Source organism: Candidatus Thorarchaeota archaeon, from assembly GCA_021498125.1.
Classification (GTDB): domain Archaea; phylum Asgardarchaeota; class Thorarchaeia; order Thorarchaeales; family Thorarchaeaceae; genus B65-G9.
Map to the genome: position 1 here is coordinate 291560 of JAIZWL010000001.1, position 17853 is coordinate 309412.

Below are 17853 nucleotides of genomic sequence, written 5' to 3' on the forward strand. Positions count from 1 at the left end.
CTGATCACGTGTCATGGATGATTGGTGGAGCGAACTTACGGAGTCGCTTCAGCGCAACAACTCTATCACGTCGACCAAGTTTCGCATCTTGGAGTGCCTGTTCCATGAACTCGATTGCCTCATCATATTCTTTTCTTGGAACTGGGAACGGCACACCATCTTTTCCTCCAAATGCAAAGGTCATTCTGACGGGATCTGCCCATGATGGCGGTGTACCATAGATCATCTCTGATATCAGTGAGAGGCCACGAATTGTTGCGGGGCCAATACCTTGAATTCCGACAAGTTCTTCATAGTCTGTTGGTTGGCGCTCGTACGCTCTCCTGACAGCATTCCAGTCCATTCTCTTTGGTAACACCTTGTAGGCTGGAAGTTGTTTGATCTCGGAAGATTCTTCTATCCAATGAAGAAGTGTGGTCTGACCATACGGCTTGATGCTCTCAAACATTCTACGAATTCTTAGTGGTTCTTCTTTTACAAGATCGATCGAGACCTTTCTACAGTCCTCCGACGATTCTGCGGTCATGTCAAGAGCAGAGTCTGTGATTTCACCGGATACCATGCCCGAGTGTGGTTCTTCTACGAAGCTTGTTACCTTATCTGAACTCCAGTGATACCTTCGTGCATCACCACTGATGCTATTCATTCCCTGCTGGACCACTGTCCAGTTCTCCTGTGTGTCCACAAAGAAGACATGTTGATAGAGATGATAGCCGTCCTGAATTGCTGCGTTATCGATTTTGGCAGTCATTCTGCTAATCTCGACGAGGTGATTGCCATCCAGTCCATAATCTTCGAGAGCCCGTAACTGTTCAGGTGTCTTACGTGAGGCGATTCCTTTTCCCCCAGCAGCCACTACTCCATGCGTCTCGAAATCAAGGACCGTCTTCAGGATCCCGCAAGTAACAGTAGTGGATCCCGAGCTGTCCCAATCATAGCCAAGTACATTTGATAGCGCCTGAAAGTAGACGGGATCCGCCAGTCGGCGCAGTATCTCCTTTGGCCCAAACTCGTCAGCAATGAACTCGCAGATTGCACTGGCCATAGGGATCATTCGTTTAACAAGCCAGTGTGGTGCTTTTCCGGGATGAAGTCTTAGGTCCGCAATACCAGAGCGCTTCATTGCAATCTGCCTGATATTCGCTATGTTGTATGCTCTGATAAGCACAACAGGTGGCCGAAACTACTCATGTCTTCTATAACGTAGCTCTAATCTTTTCCAGTCGCGCCTTGGCCTCTTCTCCGACAAAACCGAACACTTGTTCAAGTTTGTCGCAGATGTAATCCTCGCACTGTGCACAGTTATCGACACCGCGCCCAATAGCACAGTTTCTTACTTCACAGGTCTGACAGTACTTCATAAGATTTCCCATGCCTCCCCTGCAGCCGTCGCAATCAATGTCTTGAGGTGATAGTACAAGTTCTTTTGTTGACCACTTCTTGGCCAATTCTTCTCGCAGGTCGTCATCATCCGTCTTTGTAGCTTTGTAAGCGAGGCAATCTGTGCATATTAGACCACAGCATGCGACACTCGTTACTTCGGTCATACTTGTCAGACGTGTTCTGTTGATATAAGTGACTTAGTCAGCGTAATGGTGAATTTTATGCGATCTTACTTGAAACTATCAAAAATGGCTCTTCGAGATATGCTTTTATTGTCTTAAATCAAGTATCCCAAAGAGTTCTTAGCTTCTAAAGTGGTGGAACTATGTTATATAATGCCGAGTGGGACCAAGCAATACCCTATGAGAAGTTCCTTGAGAGCGCACGTGAGAATGTCGAGCTCATGAAGGCTCGCTTCAACGATCTTATGATTAGTGATGAGGAGAGCGAGCTTATTCAAAGCATTCAGAACGACGTCCATATACTGGTCATTGGAACCGATCGTTGTAACGATACAGCAGGCAACTTTCCAGTGCTTGCACGTATTGCCTCAATTGGTTCAAAGGTACATCTACGTATACTTGACAGTGACAAGAATGCCCGGTTCCATCAGCTGTTCAAAGTAAATGGGAAACGTAAGACTCCCGTTGTCTTATTCCTCAATGCCGAATTTGCCGAACTCTGTCGCTGGGTTGAACGGCCTAATGCTGCGTACAAGCTGATAAATGAGAAGAACAATCCTTCTCTTGAGGACAGACGCGCTCAACTACGTCAGCTCTACAGTGACCCGGAGATTCTCCGGCAGAGCCTTGGTGAGTTTCTCCACCTCTTGTTACGAGCGGATCTGATTCTAGGCCGCCATTGAATGTGATTGATGATCTGCATCGTGTCGCTTGTTGGACTGATTGATCTCTTGTTTCGGAGCAGGCTGTTCTCTATAACCTGTATTGTGAGAAGGCGTTCTGGAAAATGTATGAGGAACTCGTGAGCCGGGCTCGGTAGGGCGTGTCATTGACTACGGATGTGGTATGGGACTGTTTCGTTGGCTGTGTTTGGCGTCAATGTATTTCGGTTGGCTGAAAGATGGACGCCGTGACGAGATGATAGGCCGGGCGCGAGAGTTCCTCAAATCACTATCTTTGTCCGTTGCATTTGAACTCATATCACTTAGAACGATTCTCTTGGGAACGGTTGTCAGCACCAGCGATGGGAACGCCATGGTCGATACATAACGTAGGTATGCTCATATGTGCCGATATAGCATTGATGATATTATTAGAATACTAGAGTCTACAGGCCTAGAGAATAATCGTCACATGTGATCTGATGAGTCTCATGTGTTGAAGCGTGACGTAGAACATTGAGGTGATATTCACGAGCGACAGAAATCGTTCACCATGGGCATTCAACGAGGATACGGTACATTGCCCCAAGTGCAACAGTACACATGTTGTCCGTCTATATGATCGTTGGGCCATTGCTCATGGAGTTGAGGTATTCAAGTGTGTTTCGTGTGGTAAAAAGTTCTACAATCGTGGTGTGGATGATTATAGTCCAACATATTAGGCAGAATACTTGCCCTATGAACGGAGGTCGTTGATTGATCTCAGAATATCACTACTTACGATATCCCTTCTCTATAGAAGCACGGCAGGCGGCACAACGTCAAGCCCGCGACATACGTGCTCTCATCAGTCTGTTAGACCACCCTGCGAACGAGTATATTGTATCATCAGCTGAGGCCCGTGTGCTAACAGCACTTGAGCAGGACGCGATCAAGATTGTGGACTCCCATGATCCCCGTGACTTTCTTATCTACAATACTGCTCGGCTGATCGTAGAAAAGATTGGGAACCCGCGGCTGAAGGAATATCAGGCAGAGGCAGAATCAAAGGCAGTCAATCGTTACCTCTCCCGTGAGGACTCTTCATTTATTATTCATCTGAGTACGACCTCACTCGGATGGGATGTACAATCGGCTGGTACTCTGAGTGAGCGTACACGGTTACCCAAGCCGCTTAATCTCTATGAATTGAAGATCAGATTCGAGAACTTTCTAGAAGTGGCTCCTGAGTTTCATCAGGCCTCTTGGAAACTCGTCAACCGCCCACTTGGTAATGGCTGGGTTCCTGTACGACGCTCCGAACTTGATCGACTCATCTCAGGCAAATTCAAACAACTCATCCTTGATTCTCATATTGAGATCCCCGACCTTCTTCCAGCACGGCTCACAGAAGCAGTACAGAGAATTGAGAGCGAGTTGGGAACAAAGGTACGAATGACCGAGCCGTTGAAGATCACTGCCTCCTCGACTAATGCGTTTCCTCCCTGCATTGCGCAGATGTATGCAGATGCAATGGCTGGAAAGAATCTTCCACATGAGGCACGATTCGCACTTGCAGCCTTTCTTCTCAACATTGGGATGAGCACATCAGAGGTCATGGGTGTTTTCAAGGCCGCTCCCGATTTTGTTCAGGATCTTGCACGTTATCAGGTCGAACATATAGCTGGAGCTCGGAGAGGTGCATCCTCTACCCGTGATGGATATACCGCTCCAGGATGTAGAAAGTTACAGGGTAATGGACTCTGCCCGGTCTACCTTGGTTCGGTCTTTGATCCACTCTGTGAATATGTGCTTCATCCCTTGCAATTCTATGAGACCCGTGCATGGGAACTTGCTCATAAGATAACCAGTCGGAATTGGTACGGAAAGAAACGCTCGAAGAAGCAGAACTTCTAAGATCGAGTCGTGTTCCACTGCTGATTGTTTCGAGAATAGTAGTACAGGTATTCTTGCGCGTAGCCTGCATATCTCCCAAAGTATTCTCGTGCAGCTCTTGATTTTTTAGCGTAGGAGTTGCCAGTGTCTGTGAAGAAGTTGTACTTAGATTGAATGACACGCTCGATCCAAGTGTCGATGGGAAATGCTTCAAGGTGGCCCAATGAGAAAAGACTGACGCAATCAGCCACCTTATCTCCCACACCATGGAGACTCTTCAGAGTTGCATGTGCCTCCTCATAGGATGTGCGCCTTAGATACGCCTCATCGATCTCCCCTTTGACAATGGCCTGTGCCGCACGATTGATGAAGTCTGCGCGCCAGCCGAGTCCCACTTCTCTTAATTCGCTTGATGGCACTTTTGCAATGGTTTCAGGCTCTGGCATACCATAGTAGACATGCCCTCTAAACTCGTAGGAGGGCCCCCACCGTTTTCGAATCTTCTGAATGACGGTCTGAATGGCTGGAATGTTCTTTTGTATCGAGCATAGAAACGTGATCAGGCAAGGAAAGAACGGATCCGCAACGATGCGTAGACCCAGTGCAAATTGGATACTTGCATGCATGAACTCATCCTTATCGATTGAAGTCTGAATCTGGTCAATTGGATCATTCAGACGCAACATTCGAACTATGTCCACATCCGACTCGGAAGTGTCGTATAACAGTGTATTCCCCTGTTGTTCGAGATAGGCGATCTGACCCACATCAGCATTAATATAGCCGTTGTCGTGTTTGTTCCAACAGAATGTCTGCCCACATTCAAGTGTGTCCTTTAGGTTAAATTCCTTGACAGTAATCTCTCTCATTCTGCGACTGAGATTGGCAAGAGGCTATAATAAGATATTCCGCTATGTTTTCAATCTTCGGAGATTCTTGCATATTTTCTACGTTTTAGCCATGCATAGATACCGAGCAGAGTGACCGTACTAATGACTGACACTGGCGCAAACACATTGATCCAATGTTGTTGTGGATCCCAGTCCCATGCGTCAGGTATCATGTCACCATCGCTGTCTGCCACTGTTGGGATCATACAGTGATGCACCTCGTACGCATCTGTCCACCCATCATTGTCTGTATCATTTGACAACGGGTTGAGATGATTGATTATCTCAAACAGATCCGTGAGCGAGTCACCATCGGTGTCTTTCGAGAGTGGATTGAGTCCCGAGGTAATCTCAAATGCATCATCAAGGCCGTCTGAGTCAGAGTCCTTTGAGAGAGGGTTGGAATGGTATACATAGATCTCTTCGTAGTCGCTTATGCCGTCTTGATCCGTATCGACCATGATGGGTGAGGTTCCCAACTTGGCCTCCATACCATCAGTGATATTGTCCCCATCAGTATCCTGTAGTGTTCTGCTAGACCCCCAGATGTACTCATCGTAATCTGATGCACCATCGTGATCGGAGTCATTAACTAGTGGGTCACTACCTATTTCGAGTTCAATGTTATCATCTAATCCATCTTGGTCGGTGTCACGAAGATATGGGTTTAGCCCATTTGCCACCTCGAAATCATCCGAGTATCCATCGCCGTCACCATCATTCAGATAGGTCACGTTCATTGACATCTGGGTGCCATTAATCCCCATGTTTGTGACGATTACCTCATAGCGTCCCTGTTTTGTTGACAGATACTTGAGATACATCAAGTTGTCATTTTCAGTTCGTTGATAGACGATCTCGCTTGTATCACGGTCTATGATCGATGCTTGAATGGTCGTGTGATTTTGCCATGTGATGGTGACGTTGATGAACGCATTAATGGAGATCACCATATCGGCTCCAATGCTCTGTGAGGGATCAAGATTGTTCTGGGTGGATTGTAAAATGGTCCTGCCTCCCCCGATTCCACCTATGAACACCACCGCTCCAAGAGCGCCACCAACCGCCTCCTTTGGTTGTGAAAAGTCATAGTACATGTATGATATCTTATCGTTAGTGCCGCCGCTCGCTGGATCATAGTAGTATCCTTGAGTAGTAAACACAGCAGGAATATTTCTTTGCCACATCTGATAGACTATCGAGTGTCCTGAATATCCAGTATCTGGGACCTTTTGGATTCTTCCTGTGCCATAATTGTCCGAGAAGGAGATCATGAGATCTGGAATCCAATTATTCATCTGGTAAATGTCTGTATCAAGGAGCGATCGTAAGTGGATGTTGTGGCCACCCGGATATCCTGATCTATAGAATAAGAGGCGATCATAGGCTATGTTGGCAATGATCTTCACACCATTGTTGATGAGGTCATCTATAAATGCGCCTGCACTGTAATCATAATCAACTTGTCCTCGACCTTGATTTGTTAGAACAAAATACACATCGCAGTATAGAGAGAAGTTCCGAAGTACACGAGCGCTCTCAAGAACTGCTGCTACACTCACTCCCACATCATTTGCGCCGGGGCAATTTTCGCTATCGATGATCCCCGACAGAACAATGGCCTCTCTTGGAGCCGTTCCAATTCCTTCTTTGACAGCATAGAGAACCTTATACTCGGTCGTCTGCTGGAACTGAAGTTGTCCTGCGGTCAAGCTCTTCAATGTATTATTGGCCCAATTCCACGCGCCAACCAAATTTGGTGTGGGAGTATTATTAGAGGCATGCCAGATTCTCTGGGGAAACCCGACAGAGAGGTTCTCTGTCAGATCATGAATAGTGTCCTCCGAAATCGAATCCCATACCTGCTGCCATATGTCAGTGATATTCATGGTCGAATCATCGGAGAGGGTATTGTGGCTGTCCAAGTTGGCCCTGATGTCCTGTGACGTAGGGATTGTTGCATTTCCTGACATGATCGGAGTCATTACGATATAGGCGAGTACTATCAGTGCTAATGTGATGCGTCTTGTCTTTGCGATTGTGTGTGCTATTGTTGACAGTTTTGATTGGACTTTGTTCATCAGATACCCTCCTATTCTTCAACTTCCATTGCCAAGTACGCCTTTCTCTTTCGTGCTAACCAGATTCCCACAACTAAGAGCGTAATCCCCAACCCAATTATTGGGGAGTCATATATCCAGTGAACTTTTGGGTTCCAGTCTATCGCGTCTGGGATAAAGTCTGAATCTGTATCATTGCTGAAGGGTAAGAGGCCATTATCGACCTCGAATTTATCAGTTAGACCATCATGATCAGTATCATTCACAAGTGGATTAAGGCCATTGAGAACCTCAAAGAGGTCACTCAACCCGTCATTATCGGTGTCTGGATCGTCTGGTAGAGTTCCCGCTTCAATCTCGAGCGAATCTATCAGTCCATCACCATCCGAGTCGGGATTTAATGGGTTAAGTCCCATATCTATCTCCACGTTGTCATCCAAGCCGTCACGGTCAGTATCAGCTCGGGTGGGGTCCAGTCCATGCTCGATCTCATATCCATCCGTTAATGTGTCGCCATCAGAATCGACTAATCTAGGATCGCTTCCTATCTGTACCTCTATACCATCAATTGCTCCGTCCCCATCAGTGTCCACATTTCTGGGATCCGTTCCTAACGTGTATTCATCACGATCCGGAAGTCCATCTGCGTCCGTGTCCGGTGCGATGGCATCCGAATGAAAACTATACTCTGTTAAATCGTCAAGTGAGTCCCCATCGAAGTCTTGGGACTGATGAAACGAGTAGCTGATGACTGCCACATTGTCCCCGAGGTTCTCTGTAAAGAATCGGTAGAACCCTCTCGTCTTGATCGAGTATGATAATGTGAGCGTATTGGTTGAAGATTGACTAACTGTCAGAATCTTACCATCTGGGGATGTGATATATCCTTTTACGGTTGTGTTCCCGGTCCACTGGATGTCAACAGTCACAGTCGTAAGGCCACTCAATGGCATTGTTCTGTTCTTGGTATATCCCTTCGGGAGGGATATTCCCCCTGAGAACGAGAGTTCAGAGCCTTTTCCGACATTGCCCATCAACCAGACAAGTGATGACACAACTCCTATGGCTTCGGCGGCTTGGTCATAGTCATAATTTGGATGATTCCACACATCGTATTCCATTGATGGGGTGGGATATGCATAGAGTTGTTCAATCACATAGCTGGGAATTCCCTGCTGTACGCCATCATAGCTGCCTGTTCGCATCCAGTCACCCGTGGCTCCGATGCTCTTGGCCAGCCATTTACGACCCGAGAAAACTGAAGCACGAAGTGCAATATCTGCAACAAAGTCCTGCGTACTATAGAAGCTCGTATTGTACGTCGAGATCATAGTAATATGTTCTTTAGTTGTTAGATCGGGCATTCTGTATAACAGGTACGAATACCAGAAGATGGCGGCCGGGACTTGGCCATTTTCAATGAGCTGATTCAGAACGCTCCGAAATCCTGCATTTCCAGTACTACCAGTGCCATAGGCTCCTGTAATTGTGTTAGTAAGAACGAATATGACCGGGTTGGTCAGATTATATTGCGAGATAATTCGCGCAGTCTCAATCACTGCTGCTGCTGAGGCACCGTATCCGTTGGCTCCGGGGCTATAACGAGATGCGATTGTTCCTACTACAAGAATCGGTGCGATATTAGTGGCTGATCCTTCAAGCCGCCCCACTAAGGTCTTGTCATCGCTCCAGTGTTCGAATGAGACCTTTCCATTGGTCGCGGAACGCATCTGCCCATCAATGTATTCCCACGCCCCCTGTAATGCATCTGTGGGTCTCTTGTCCAGATTGTACCAAAGCCGATTCGGATAGTTCTGTGAGAGTGTCTTTACTATGTTCTGAATATTTGTGACACTGACCGCATCAAATATGCTGGTACACTGCGAATTTACATCAATAGTTGCACTGGGAATGAGATAGTTTGGCGCTGGCCTCAGATTGCGAGGTCCTGTCGAGTCTTCACTATTGAGTAGAGGGGTTGACATTGCAAAAGCAATCATGTAAAACGCCACGAATATCAGGGCGACTCGTCCTCGCTTCATGTACCCTGCACCACTGTGAGCACTTGATTAAGCTTTTGAAGTACGCCATGATTTGTCGATGTTATTCGCTTCTATAGCCTCACGTATGACAAGATCCGCAAGGATCACATGATCGTTCGATGTGTACACTGGTAGTCTCTCGTCGTGATACATTGCCTTGTCAAAAATAGTGAATGTGGCCACTATGTTCTCCACATTTTCAGGAGGCCCTTTTTCTTCTCTGTCCAAACACCAAATCTTTGGCAGATTTGATGTCTTCATTCCCTCGACTATCACAAGATCATAGGACATGGTACGTAATAGTTCGTCAAGTGACAGAGGTCGCTTCCAAGTGACGGTGGTGACCTTCTCGCCAAGCAAGACGGAGGAATCCGCACCAGCATCCAAGTGTCTTCGGGTATCACTTCCTTCAGGAGGTGCGACACGGTGTTTTGTATGCTTGACGGTCATGATCGAGTATCCTCTTTCTCTTAGTTCCCGAACAAGCAATGATACTAGTGTTGTCTTTCCTGTATTTGAAAATCCGGCAACTGAAAATACTCTGGATTGTGTCATTTCTTGTCGTCTCTATTGATTGTAGTGTGAGTGTTGCTCCAGTAGGAACCTTAAAAATCGGTAAGCCTCGGTTGAACGGACAGGAGAGACAGCCCTTGGAAGATACAGATACTGACATTGCCGTTGAATGTCGTGATGTACGTCGAGAGTTTCAAGATGGTTCTCGGGTCATTCACGTTCTCAGAGGTACGGATCTCAAAGTACGAAAGGGTGAGTTCATTGCCATCGTTGGTGCCTCAGGTTCCGGAAAGACGACACTTCTGAACCTAATTGGTGGTCTTGACAGGCCAACAGGTGGGCAGATATTCGTGGATGGAATCGATATATCGGCACTTGATGATGAACAGATGTCGGCCATGCGCCGTGACAAGATTGGCATTCTCTTTCAGGATCAGCATCTACTTCCAGTCTTTTCTGCCTTGGAGAATGTGATGGTGCCAATGCTTCTCAATGAGGTCAGAGAAAAGACTCGCTATACTCGTGCGATGGAACTCCTTGCAGCAGTTGGGGTTGATAATAGGGCCCATCATATGCCTCATGAGTTGTCTGGCGGAATGCGTTCGAGGGTTGCTCTTGCTCGTGCTCTGGCTAATGACCCAGTCATACTCCTATGTGATGAACCGACCGGGGATCTGGATCACAAGACTGGTGGGGAGATTATCAAGCTCATGCGCGACTTGGCCAAAGAACATAATCGTGCAGTCATTGTTGTCACGCATGACCCCGAGGTCGCTCGTATGGCCGATAAGATTCTCCTATTACGCGATGGAAAACTTGTAGAAGAACTTGTAAGCCACTTTTTCAAATCAAGTGGCGTTGATATTGAAGAGGGCGCAACTACAGAGGGGTGAGACCTTGGCCCGCGCGAAACCTAAACTGGCACGTGGCAATAGGCTGTATGCATTATCATACGCCTTTACCTCAATGAAATCGTTCCCATTTAGATCGTTGAGTCTGGCAATCACATTGAGCCTCGGTGTTTCTCTTGTAGGCTCGGTTCTTATCTGGGGTGACACTGGTATCCAGGTGAGTGTCAGTAATTATTTTGATCAGAACGCTTTTCAGATGCTAGTGGAGGGGCCGAATGTTGATTCCGCGGCCTTGACACAGGCGGAACAGTATCTCCAACAGAGCAGTTACATTGATTCTACCTATAGTCTCAACTCTACAATCGGGCTTGTATATGGTTCAGAACTGCCTGACGATACGCTCTATGGGTTGGACGAACCTATCTACAGTGCGGGCATGAAGGATTGCCAAGTGATCTTTGTGAATAATGAGTTCCTTGACATAGCTGAGAGGGACTTTAATGTGGAGGGTCGATTTACTCTTCAACCCGGTGAGGCTCTCGTTTCTGTACAGTTTATCGATTATGTCCATGACGTATTTGGAATGGTCTTGACCCTTAATTCGACATTTGATGTTGAGCTCCTCACCAAGGCTCCGACTGCGCAAGTAGGCGCGATTGGGGACTTGGGACGTATTAGTGTAAAAGACCTCACGATCGCAGGAATTTATGAAATCAAGGGATACGGGTCACTGGAAGAGGAAGGATTCCCCTCGCTCATGCGTTCGAATTATGATTATGTCACTTATGACACGCCAGTTCTCGGTATACGGGACAGTATCATGATCCGCTCCGACTCGGTGGATCTCTCTACAATAACCGATAATGGATTCTTTGACAAGCAGGTCTTTGTCCGTGGTTCTGCTACGGGTCTTGTGTCTGCTGGTCCTGATCAAATGGCGGATCATCTTCTCACACTCAAATCTCGCTTAGAGCAGGAATATGCTGTGGAGGTCAAGGGGCTCTACGAGATTCTGTATCTACAAGGCATTGTTGATACCTATGTCAATACCATGCCTTTGATCTCATTGAACATGCCTCTGTTCATTCTTGCTCTATTCTTGTCCGTATTTGCTGCTGACACCTTCATGTCCGCCCGGACCGGGGAAGTCTCAGCACTACGTTCGAAGGGTGCCAGTTCATCACAAATCTATGCGATCTTCATTACTGAGGCCATCGTGATGGCCATTGTGAGTGTCATTCTCGGGATTCTTCTCAGCATTGTCTTTTCGGCTCTCATTCCTTCAGCGGTATCGTTTCTGAAATTCAACTGGGACACTTACAATTTCTATTTGGCTCATACGGTGATCAAGCCCGAAGCAATCATCTATTCGATCCTCTTTTGTATCGTCCCACCCCTTCTCTTCATCATAAACTCTGCCCGAAAGGCAACTCGTGCAGAAATCGGTATGCTCATGGTAGAGTCTGCTGAGCCTGTCAGTGATCAGGGTGAGGCACGCGGATTCACATTGGGCATCTCTATCGTTCTTTTATCAATGGTCGTGGGCTCTGCAATCTTTCTCCCAGCAGATCCTATGCTATTGACCTTGGAGTTGGGCCTTGGAACCGCCGCATGGTTCTTCCTTGCCCATAACGCATCTCATGTCTTTCGTCGGGCCTTTGCGCGGCTAACCGCAAAGATCTCATTCATTCTTGGTGAGAAGGGGCAGATCGCAGCGGGTAATCTTCGAATGCGCAAGGGTCGAATTGTACCACTGATGGTCATTCTCGCCCTCACTCTCTCATCAACCGTGGCCTTCTCTGTTCAAGCTGAAACATATCGAGTTGATCTTCAGCAGGAGATCAGTTATGCTGTTGGCGCTGACCTGCGTGTCAGTTCAACTTCTATGCCTCTTACATTCAATGAGACCATTGAATCATATCCCGGTGTCAATGACGCAATGGCTGTTATTCAGACTCATGGGTCAATAGGTACGGAACGTATCTCAATTGAGGCTGTGGATCCTACGGAATATGCAAAAATAGGCCATTTCGATACGAGCAGCTTCAATGGTGATGATCCCACTGAAGTTCTTGCGCGTCTTGTTACTACACCTAATGGTATACTTCTCAGTCAATACCATGCAGACCGTTGGAATAAGACAGTCGGTGACAGTATCACCCTCTTTGTGAGCGGTCGGCTTGCTGGGTCAGATGTGACCTTCAAGATTGTGGGTATTGTTCACAGTGCACCAGGTTTTGGCTATGCTTCTGCCGAAGACATTCCCTCCTCGCGGGTTGGTGCGGCATTCGGTTTTCAGGCCAAGCTCGCAGGTTTTGCGATCACGAATATCAATTATATCTCTGAGCAGACTGGCATAACCACTGCACGGCTCTTCTTAGCCGATCTTGTGTGTATCACGGATCAAGACCTGCTCTTGCGTGCTCTTAATGATCTTCCAGGGGTTTCAGCAACTACTCCTGAGAAATTCGATTTATCGCATCAGTCCTTTGCCACTGCTTTGTTTCTCAGTACTGTGGAAGGTCTCTTCTCGATTGGATTTGCGATGTCGATGCTTTTGAGTGTCTTTTCACTTACACTCTTCCTAGGTTCCATCGTACGAGAACGTAAACGTGACTATGCAATTCTTCGAGCCGTAGGTGCTTCGAAAGGTCAGGTCATTCGCACTGTCTTGTCCGAGTTCACTGGCATAGTACTTGCCTCATTGACATTGAGTCTGGTACTAGGTGCAATCTTCGGTTTTGTCATGAGTGTGATCGTATTTGCCATGAGCCCATTCGCGAGACTACTGGCTCCCGTCATGGTCTTTCCTATTGGTTTTCTGACGCTCGTGATTGGCTTTGAGCTGATCCTAATGGTCATCGGTTCCTACATTCCTGCACGTGAGGCATCAAAGACAGATCCTGCAATTGTACTTAGAAACTTGTGAGGGAGAAAAATGGCTGATACACAAGGACACACGACGCTCAAGGGTAACCCCTTCTGGGCCATCTCTTATGCATTGGGCTCTCTTCGAAACTATCCTGTCCGAAATGCAGGCATTGCGCTGGTACTAGCTATTGGGATTGCTCTTCCCACTACTGTATTCGTATGGACGAATACGGGGACCTCTATTGTTGTAACGGACTATTTTGCGAATTCTCCGTATCAACTCACCATGACCCCGATATCCGGTCAGAATTATGCCTCTTCTCGAATGGCCTCCGCCGTGACCTTTTTGGAGGCAAATGCGTTTATCAGTGGCATCCAAGTAGTCCCCTCGACTATCGGGATTCTACAGGGCGGGTCCATACCCAAGTGGACCTCCTATAGTCGTCTTGGTCTAAATTATCGTGATCATATCAAAGATATGCGAATACTGCTTGTGACCAATGAAGTGATAGCAAATTGGACACACTATCTTGATTTCGCTGGTTCTACAACTCTCGCGCGGCATCAGGTACTAGTCTCACAGCAATTCGTGAATTACACATATCAAGTTCATAATATCACGCTCAAGATTGGCGATTCAATAGATTTTGATCTGCTACGCTATGGTGATCGTGGGGATGATCCGGCCAGCCCTGATCAGCTCGGGGCTGTCAATTATTATAACTACATCATCGCTGGTATCTATACACCGAACACTCGGCGCTCGCTTGTGGCCAAGGCCTTCCCTTCGATGTCCCGAAAGAATTGGGATCCCATGAGTCTGTATCAGGAGCCAGTCCTTGGTATTGATGATTCGATAATGATGTTGCAATCTGATATTGCAGGTCTGATGGATGAGGTACTGAACCGAGGCTTTTTTGATCCAGTCGCATTTGTCAAGGGTTCTTCAACAGCTCTTCTTGCAGCAGGAGCGGACCGTATCGGTGAAAACCTAGAGTCCGTGAAAGAACAGATGGAAGAGACCTATCCGAATATCAACATCGAAGGTCTCTCAGAGATCTGGAAGCTGGATGCTGCAGTTGCGACATATCTTCAGAGCCAGGTCCTCACAGTTATTGCGCTCCCCGTGCTTATCATGAGCCTGATGCTCACAGTCTTCACCTCTGAGACCTCGGTCTCTCGACGAAGAGGAGAGATCAGTGCCCTTAGGTCGAAGGGCGCCTCATTTAATCAGGTCTTTTCAACGTTCATGTGGGAGTCTATCATTCTAGCAGTCTTTGGTTTCATCCTGGCCATTGTCCTCACCTACATCATGGCCCCATTGATTGGCTCTTCTACGGGGTTGTTCCAGTTCGATCCAGTCCTGTATGGAAAGTATGTTGATTCCCTTACCTTCTCTCCTGTGGCACTTATCATTGCCGGGTTTATCTCAATGTATCTTCCAGCTTCGTATATTCTTCATGTCGCTCGGAGGATTGATGTATCCGAGGTTGGTCAGCCAACCATTAATCTCCCTGACGAAGAGACTGAAGAATCGAGCTTCATGAAGAATGTGATTGGCCTGACCGCATTGCTCTCCCTCTTGCTAGCTTTACCAATGCTTCTTGCGCCAGTCGGGCCTGTCGCAATTGGTGAGATTATTGTTGCGACTCTGATCCTCTTTGCAGCCTCGTATCTTGGTTCCCGTGCAATGCGGCATATCACCGCGCGGATATCCGGAAGCACGAACTTTCTCTTTGGTGAGAAGGCACTCTATCTCAGTCGCAGTCTGCGTAAACGCAAGGGTCAATTCATTCCCCTCTTGGTAATTCTGACCCTGACGCTCACAACAACTACTATGATGCTCATTCAGTCAACCAGTTTCGCAGCCACACTTGATAATGAGATCCAATATTCTATTGGTGCAGATGTGCGAGTGGAGTGTGATAATTTCCCTGTCGCGTTTAATCAGAGCATCTTGCATCAGCCCGGTATCTATCATGTGACACCAGTCATTGAATCATGGGCCACAGTGGGCTCAAACAAGTTCTTTGTGGAAGGTGTTAACCCTCTGGAATATGCTCAAGTTGGGAACTTTGTACCTGAGAGCTTTGTGAGTGGCGATCCCCAGACGGTCCTTGCTGCACTTGCAGCCACTCCAAACGGGATTGTTATCAGTGATTATTATGCTCAGCTCTGGAACAAGACGGTTGGTGACTTGCTCACTGTTTCTATTGCCACTGAGACCTATTATATGCCCATCGACCTTGAGGTCGTTGGTATTATGCAAAGTGCACCGGGCTTTGGAATGGCATCAACAGCAGATATGTCGGGAACCTCATTCGGCAGTCTGCTAGGGTTCCAGATAGTCGGTGAAGGCTTTGCTCTTGTCAATCTCGATCTATTGTATAATCAAGTACATTTGACAAATGCCCGATTGTTCTTGGCCAGCACGGTCAGTTACGCCAACATGACCAAAACTGTATCCGCGATCGAGAATTTGGGTGAGATGGATGTGTATGCGCCAGCCACTTTCGATCTCGCCACAGAATCATATGCGATCTATCTCTTCATGTCAGGAATCGACGGACTCGCGCTTATTGCATTTCTACTCTGTGCCGCTATGGGTCTCTCAGCCATTGCGCTCTTTCTAGGGTCTGCAGTGATGGAGCGTAAAATGGAATATGCCATATTCAGGGCTCTAGGAGGGACAAAGCGTCAGGTGGTTTCAATGGTATTTGGTGAGTTTGCTGGGACTGTCATTGCTTCTATTGCAATCAGTGTCATTCTTGGGCTCTTCTTCGGATATGCTATGAGTATTCTCACTTTCGGGATCTCGCCGTTCGCACCGATCCTCTCTGAAGTTCTCTCCCTGCCCATATTGATGATGACCGTACTGATTCTCTTGGAGAGCGTAGTGATGATTGGAAGTTGCTACATTCCAGCTCGTCGAGCAGGAAATGTCAATCCAGCAACTGCATTGAGGAATCTGTAAGGGAGGTTCAATGTATTGATGCGCAGCTCAATAACCTTATCAATTCGAACCAATCGGAGGTGTTTGTGGGTCCGATGACAACTGCTGATCAAATCGACTTCTATAGTGACTTCCCTGATGATGTAGTTATCAGTGTTGATAACGTGTACAAGATCTACAAGACCTCAGAGCTAGAAGTTGTTGCATTGAGTGGTGTGTCCCTCCAAATTCTTGAGGGTAAGATCATGTGTGTTGTCGGGCCAAGCGGCTCTGGCAAGACCACGCTGACCAACATCATTGGTGGTATCACAAAGGCCACGGTCGGAAAGGTGTACTGGGCTAATCTACAGACAGATATCACAAAACTCTCTGAGCGCGTATTGACTGAGGCACGACGCAACTTCATTGGTTTTGTCTTTCAGGTCAACAACTTGCTCCCGCATCTCAATGCGTGGCAAAACGTCGAGCTTGCTGCACGAATTGCGGGTGTTCCGCGTCATGTCCGAAAGGAGCGGGTTGATCGTCTCATCAAACTGGTCGGTCTTGAGGAACGCAAGCGAAACAAGGCCACGACCCTGAGCGGTGGTGAGCGATCACGTGTAGCTATTGCCAGTGCCCTTGTCAACCTCATTGATACTGAGAGTAAGGGTCTCGTTCTCTGTGACGAACCGACAGGAGATCTGGATCCTGAGACCGCAGAACGAATCCTTGATCTTTTCCAAGAACTTAATGAGACACTTGGCACTTCGTTCTTCATCGTGACTCATAGTCAGCAGGTCGCCTCAAAGGCTGATGTCACTATTGAGATCCGCGATGGTATCATCTCCGGCTTTCACCAGACGGGAATCGATCTCGACACACTTGGTCGTACCCGTGTTGTAAAACTCGATAACAACTATCGATTACCCATGCCTATCGACCTTCTAGAGATGGCCGGCAATCCGACAGAGTTTCGGATAAGCTTTGAAGACGGACGATTCATACTTGAGCCTCAGACTGGCGAGATTGTTGACACACTTAGAACAAAGCAGGTACGTACCTGTCGTGTCTGTGGTCATGAGATCCCACCGGGGAGCTATATCTGTCCCAATTGTGGCTCAACCATCTAAAGCGCGTGGCGGAGTTCTTTTACTCCCGCTCTCGCCACTCTTCCTTTTTTAATATTGAGACCATCTCCTCAATACATCGAAGATTTCCCATCAGTGCGCCAATATGGTTTCTTAGCCGTCTCAGAGTGATAATATGCTCCTTTTCAAGAAGCCTTTCAATGCGATACGCAAGTGCTACTCCCTCCTCATCGAAATCCGTTAGAATTAGTGTCTCTTTTCCGTTATGAGCCTCGTCAACAATCTGTTTCACAACATCTGCAATTCGCTTTCCTGAGTGAATTCGAATGATGTCCGCCTCTACTCCTGCATTTCTTAGAAACATCTCGTCACGATGCCCCTCGACAACGATGAGCAGGTCGGGATATTTCTTATCAAGATGGGCGAAGAGATCCAAGAGCGCGATCTCGTTCTCATGCATTCGTAATTTTCTACGTCGCCGCATCTCATCCATGACAACAGCAT

Annotated in this window: 14 protein-coding genes; 7 read left to right on the forward strand and 7 right to left on the reverse strand. The window is 47.3% G+C overall.

Annotation, left to right across the window (positions count from 1 at the left end; genetic code table 11):
* Positions 1-4 precede the first annotated feature (4 nt).
* Positions 5-1123: a DUF763 domain-containing protein gene (locus tag K9W43_01615; protein ID MCF2135913.1), complete on the reverse strand. Its 1119-nt coding sequence runs from the start codon at positions 1121-1123 to the stop codon at positions 5-7.
* 73 nt (positions 1124-1196) lie between these two features.
* A complete protein-coding gene (locus K9W43_01620) occupies positions 1197-1547 on the reverse strand; it encodes a DUF3795 domain-containing protein (GenBank protein MCF2135914.1) in 351 nt (116 codons plus the stop codon).
* 161 nt (positions 1548-1708) lie between these two features.
* Here K9W43_01620 and K9W43_01625 point away from each other — a divergent pair, with 161 nt between their 5' ends.
* The 3 genes from K9W43_01625 (at position 1709) to K9W43_01635 (ending at position 4123) form a co-directional block, all read left to right on the forward strand.
* Entirely contained in the window at positions 1709-2248 is a 540-nt protein-coding gene (locus K9W43_01625; GenBank protein MCF2135915.1) for a thioredoxin family protein, read from the forward strand.
* Positions 2249-2435: 187 nt separating this feature from the next.
* Positions 2436-2615, forward strand: coding sequence for a hypothetical protein (locus K9W43_01630; GenBank protein MCF2135916.1), 180 nt, complete (start codon positions 2436-2438; stop codon positions 2613-2615).
* Positions 2616-2983: 368 nt separating this feature from the next.
* The gene (locus tag K9W43_01635) at positions 2984-4123 is read left to right on the forward strand and encodes a hypothetical protein (GenBank protein ID MCF2135917.1); all 1140 of its coding nucleotides are present in this window, start codon (positions 2984-2986) and stop codon (positions 4121-4123) included.
* Here the strand turns inward: K9W43_01635 and K9W43_01640 are convergent.
* Genes K9W43_01640 through mobB form a run of 4 tightly spaced genes read right to left on the reverse strand, consistent with a single transcriptional unit; the run spans position 4120 to position 9649 of the window.
* On the reverse strand, positions 4120-4971 hold the full coding sequence (locus K9W43_01640) for a hypothetical protein (GenBank protein ID MCF2135918.1): 852 nt from the start codon (positions 4969-4971) through the stop codon (positions 4120-4122). The genes K9W43_01635 and K9W43_01640 overlap by 4 nt on opposite strands.
* Positions 4972-5021: 50 nt before the next feature.
* Entirely contained in the window at positions 5022-7073 is a 2052-nt protein-coding gene (locus K9W43_01645) for a hypothetical protein (GenBank protein ID MCF2135919.1), read from the reverse strand.
* Positions 7074-7084: 11 nt separating this feature from the next.
* Positions 7085-9094 (reverse strand): hypothetical protein, encoded by a 2010-nt coding sequence (locus K9W43_01650; GenBank protein MCF2135920.1) that lies wholly within the window; start codon positions 9092-9094, stop codon positions 7085-7087.
* A gap of 27 nt (positions 9095-9121) precedes the next feature.
* Positions 9122-9649, reverse strand: coding sequence for a molybdopterin-guanine dinucleotide biosynthesis protein B (mobB, locus tag K9W43_01655; GenBank protein MCF2135921.1), 528 nt, complete (start codon positions 9647-9649; stop codon positions 9122-9124).
* 95 nt (positions 9650-9744) lie between these two features.
* Between mobB and K9W43_01660 the strand changes: the two genes are divergently transcribed.
* The 4 genes from K9W43_01660 (at position 9745) to K9W43_01675 (ending at position 17391) form a co-directional block, all read left to right on the forward strand.
* Positions 9745-10500, forward strand: coding sequence for an ABC transporter ATP-binding protein (locus tag K9W43_01660; protein ID MCF2135922.1), 756 nt, complete (start codon positions 9745-9747; stop codon positions 10498-10500).
* Positions 10472-13387, forward strand: a complete 2916-nt coding sequence (locus tag K9W43_01665) for an FtsX-like permease family protein (GenBank protein MCF2135923.1) — start codon at positions 10472-10474, stop codon at positions 13385-13387. Before K9W43_01660 ends, K9W43_01665 begins: the two co-directional genes overlap by 29 nt.
* A gap of 9 nt (positions 13388-13396) precedes the next feature.
* A complete protein-coding gene (locus K9W43_01670) occupies positions 13397-16303 on the forward strand; it encodes an FtsX-like permease family protein (GenBank protein MCF2135924.1) in 2907 nt (968 codons plus the stop codon).
* 74 nt (positions 16304-16377) lie between these two features.
* Positions 16378-17391 carry an ATP-binding cassette domain-containing protein gene (locus tag K9W43_01675; GenBank protein MCF2135925.1) on the forward strand — a complete coding sequence of 338 codons (1014 nt, stop codon included), beginning with the start codon at positions 16378-16380 and terminating at the stop codon, positions 17389-17391.
* Positions 17392-17410: 19 nt separating this feature from the next.
* On the opposite strand, the gene K9W43_01680 is transcribed toward K9W43_01675, so the two are convergent.
* Positions 17411-17842, reverse strand: a complete 432-nt coding sequence (locus K9W43_01680) for a hypothetical protein (protein ID MCF2135926.1) — start codon at positions 17840-17842, stop codon at positions 17411-17413.
* Between the last annotated feature and the right edge of the window lie 11 nt (positions 17843-17853).

Excerpts from the sequence above, each read along its gene's own strand:
- K9W43_01625 (MCF2135915.1), top strand. The coding sequence starts at position 1,709 with ATGTTATATAATGCCGAGTGGGACCAAGCAATACCCTATGAGAAGTTC.
- K9W43_01615 (MCF2135913.1), bottom strand. The coding sequence starts at position 1,123 with ATGAAGCGCTCTGGTATTGCGGACCTAAGACTTCATCCCGGAAAAGCA.
- K9W43_01640 (MCF2135918.1), bottom strand. The coding sequence starts at position 4,971 with ATGAGAGAGATTACTGTCAAGGAATTTAACCTAAAGGACACACTTGAA.
- K9W43_01650 (MCF2135920.1), bottom strand. The coding sequence starts at position 9,094 with ATGAAGCGAGGACGAGTCGCCCTGATATTCGTGGCGTTTTACATGATT.
- K9W43_01620 (MCF2135914.1), bottom strand. The coding sequence starts at position 1,547 with ATGACCGAAGTAACGAGTGTCGCATGCTGTGGTCTAATATGCACAGAT.
- K9W43_01680 (MCF2135926.1), bottom strand. The coding sequence starts at position 17,842 with ATGGATGAGATGCGGCGACGTAGAAAATTACGAATGCATGAGAACGAG.
- K9W43_01645 (MCF2135919.1), bottom strand. The coding sequence starts at position 7,073 with ATGAACAAAGTCCAATCAAAACTGTCAACAATAGCACACACAATCGCA.
- K9W43_01670 (MCF2135924.1), top strand. The coding sequence starts at position 13,397 with ATGGCTGATACACAAGGACACACGACGCTCAAGGGTAACCCCTTCTGG.
- K9W43_01675 (MCF2135925.1), top strand. The coding sequence starts at position 16,378 with ATGACAACTGCTGATCAAATCGACTTCTATAGTGACTTCCCTGATGAT.
- mobB (MCF2135921.1), bottom strand. The coding sequence starts at position 9,649 with ATGACACAATCCAGAGTATTTTCAGTTGCCGGATTTTCAAATACAGGA.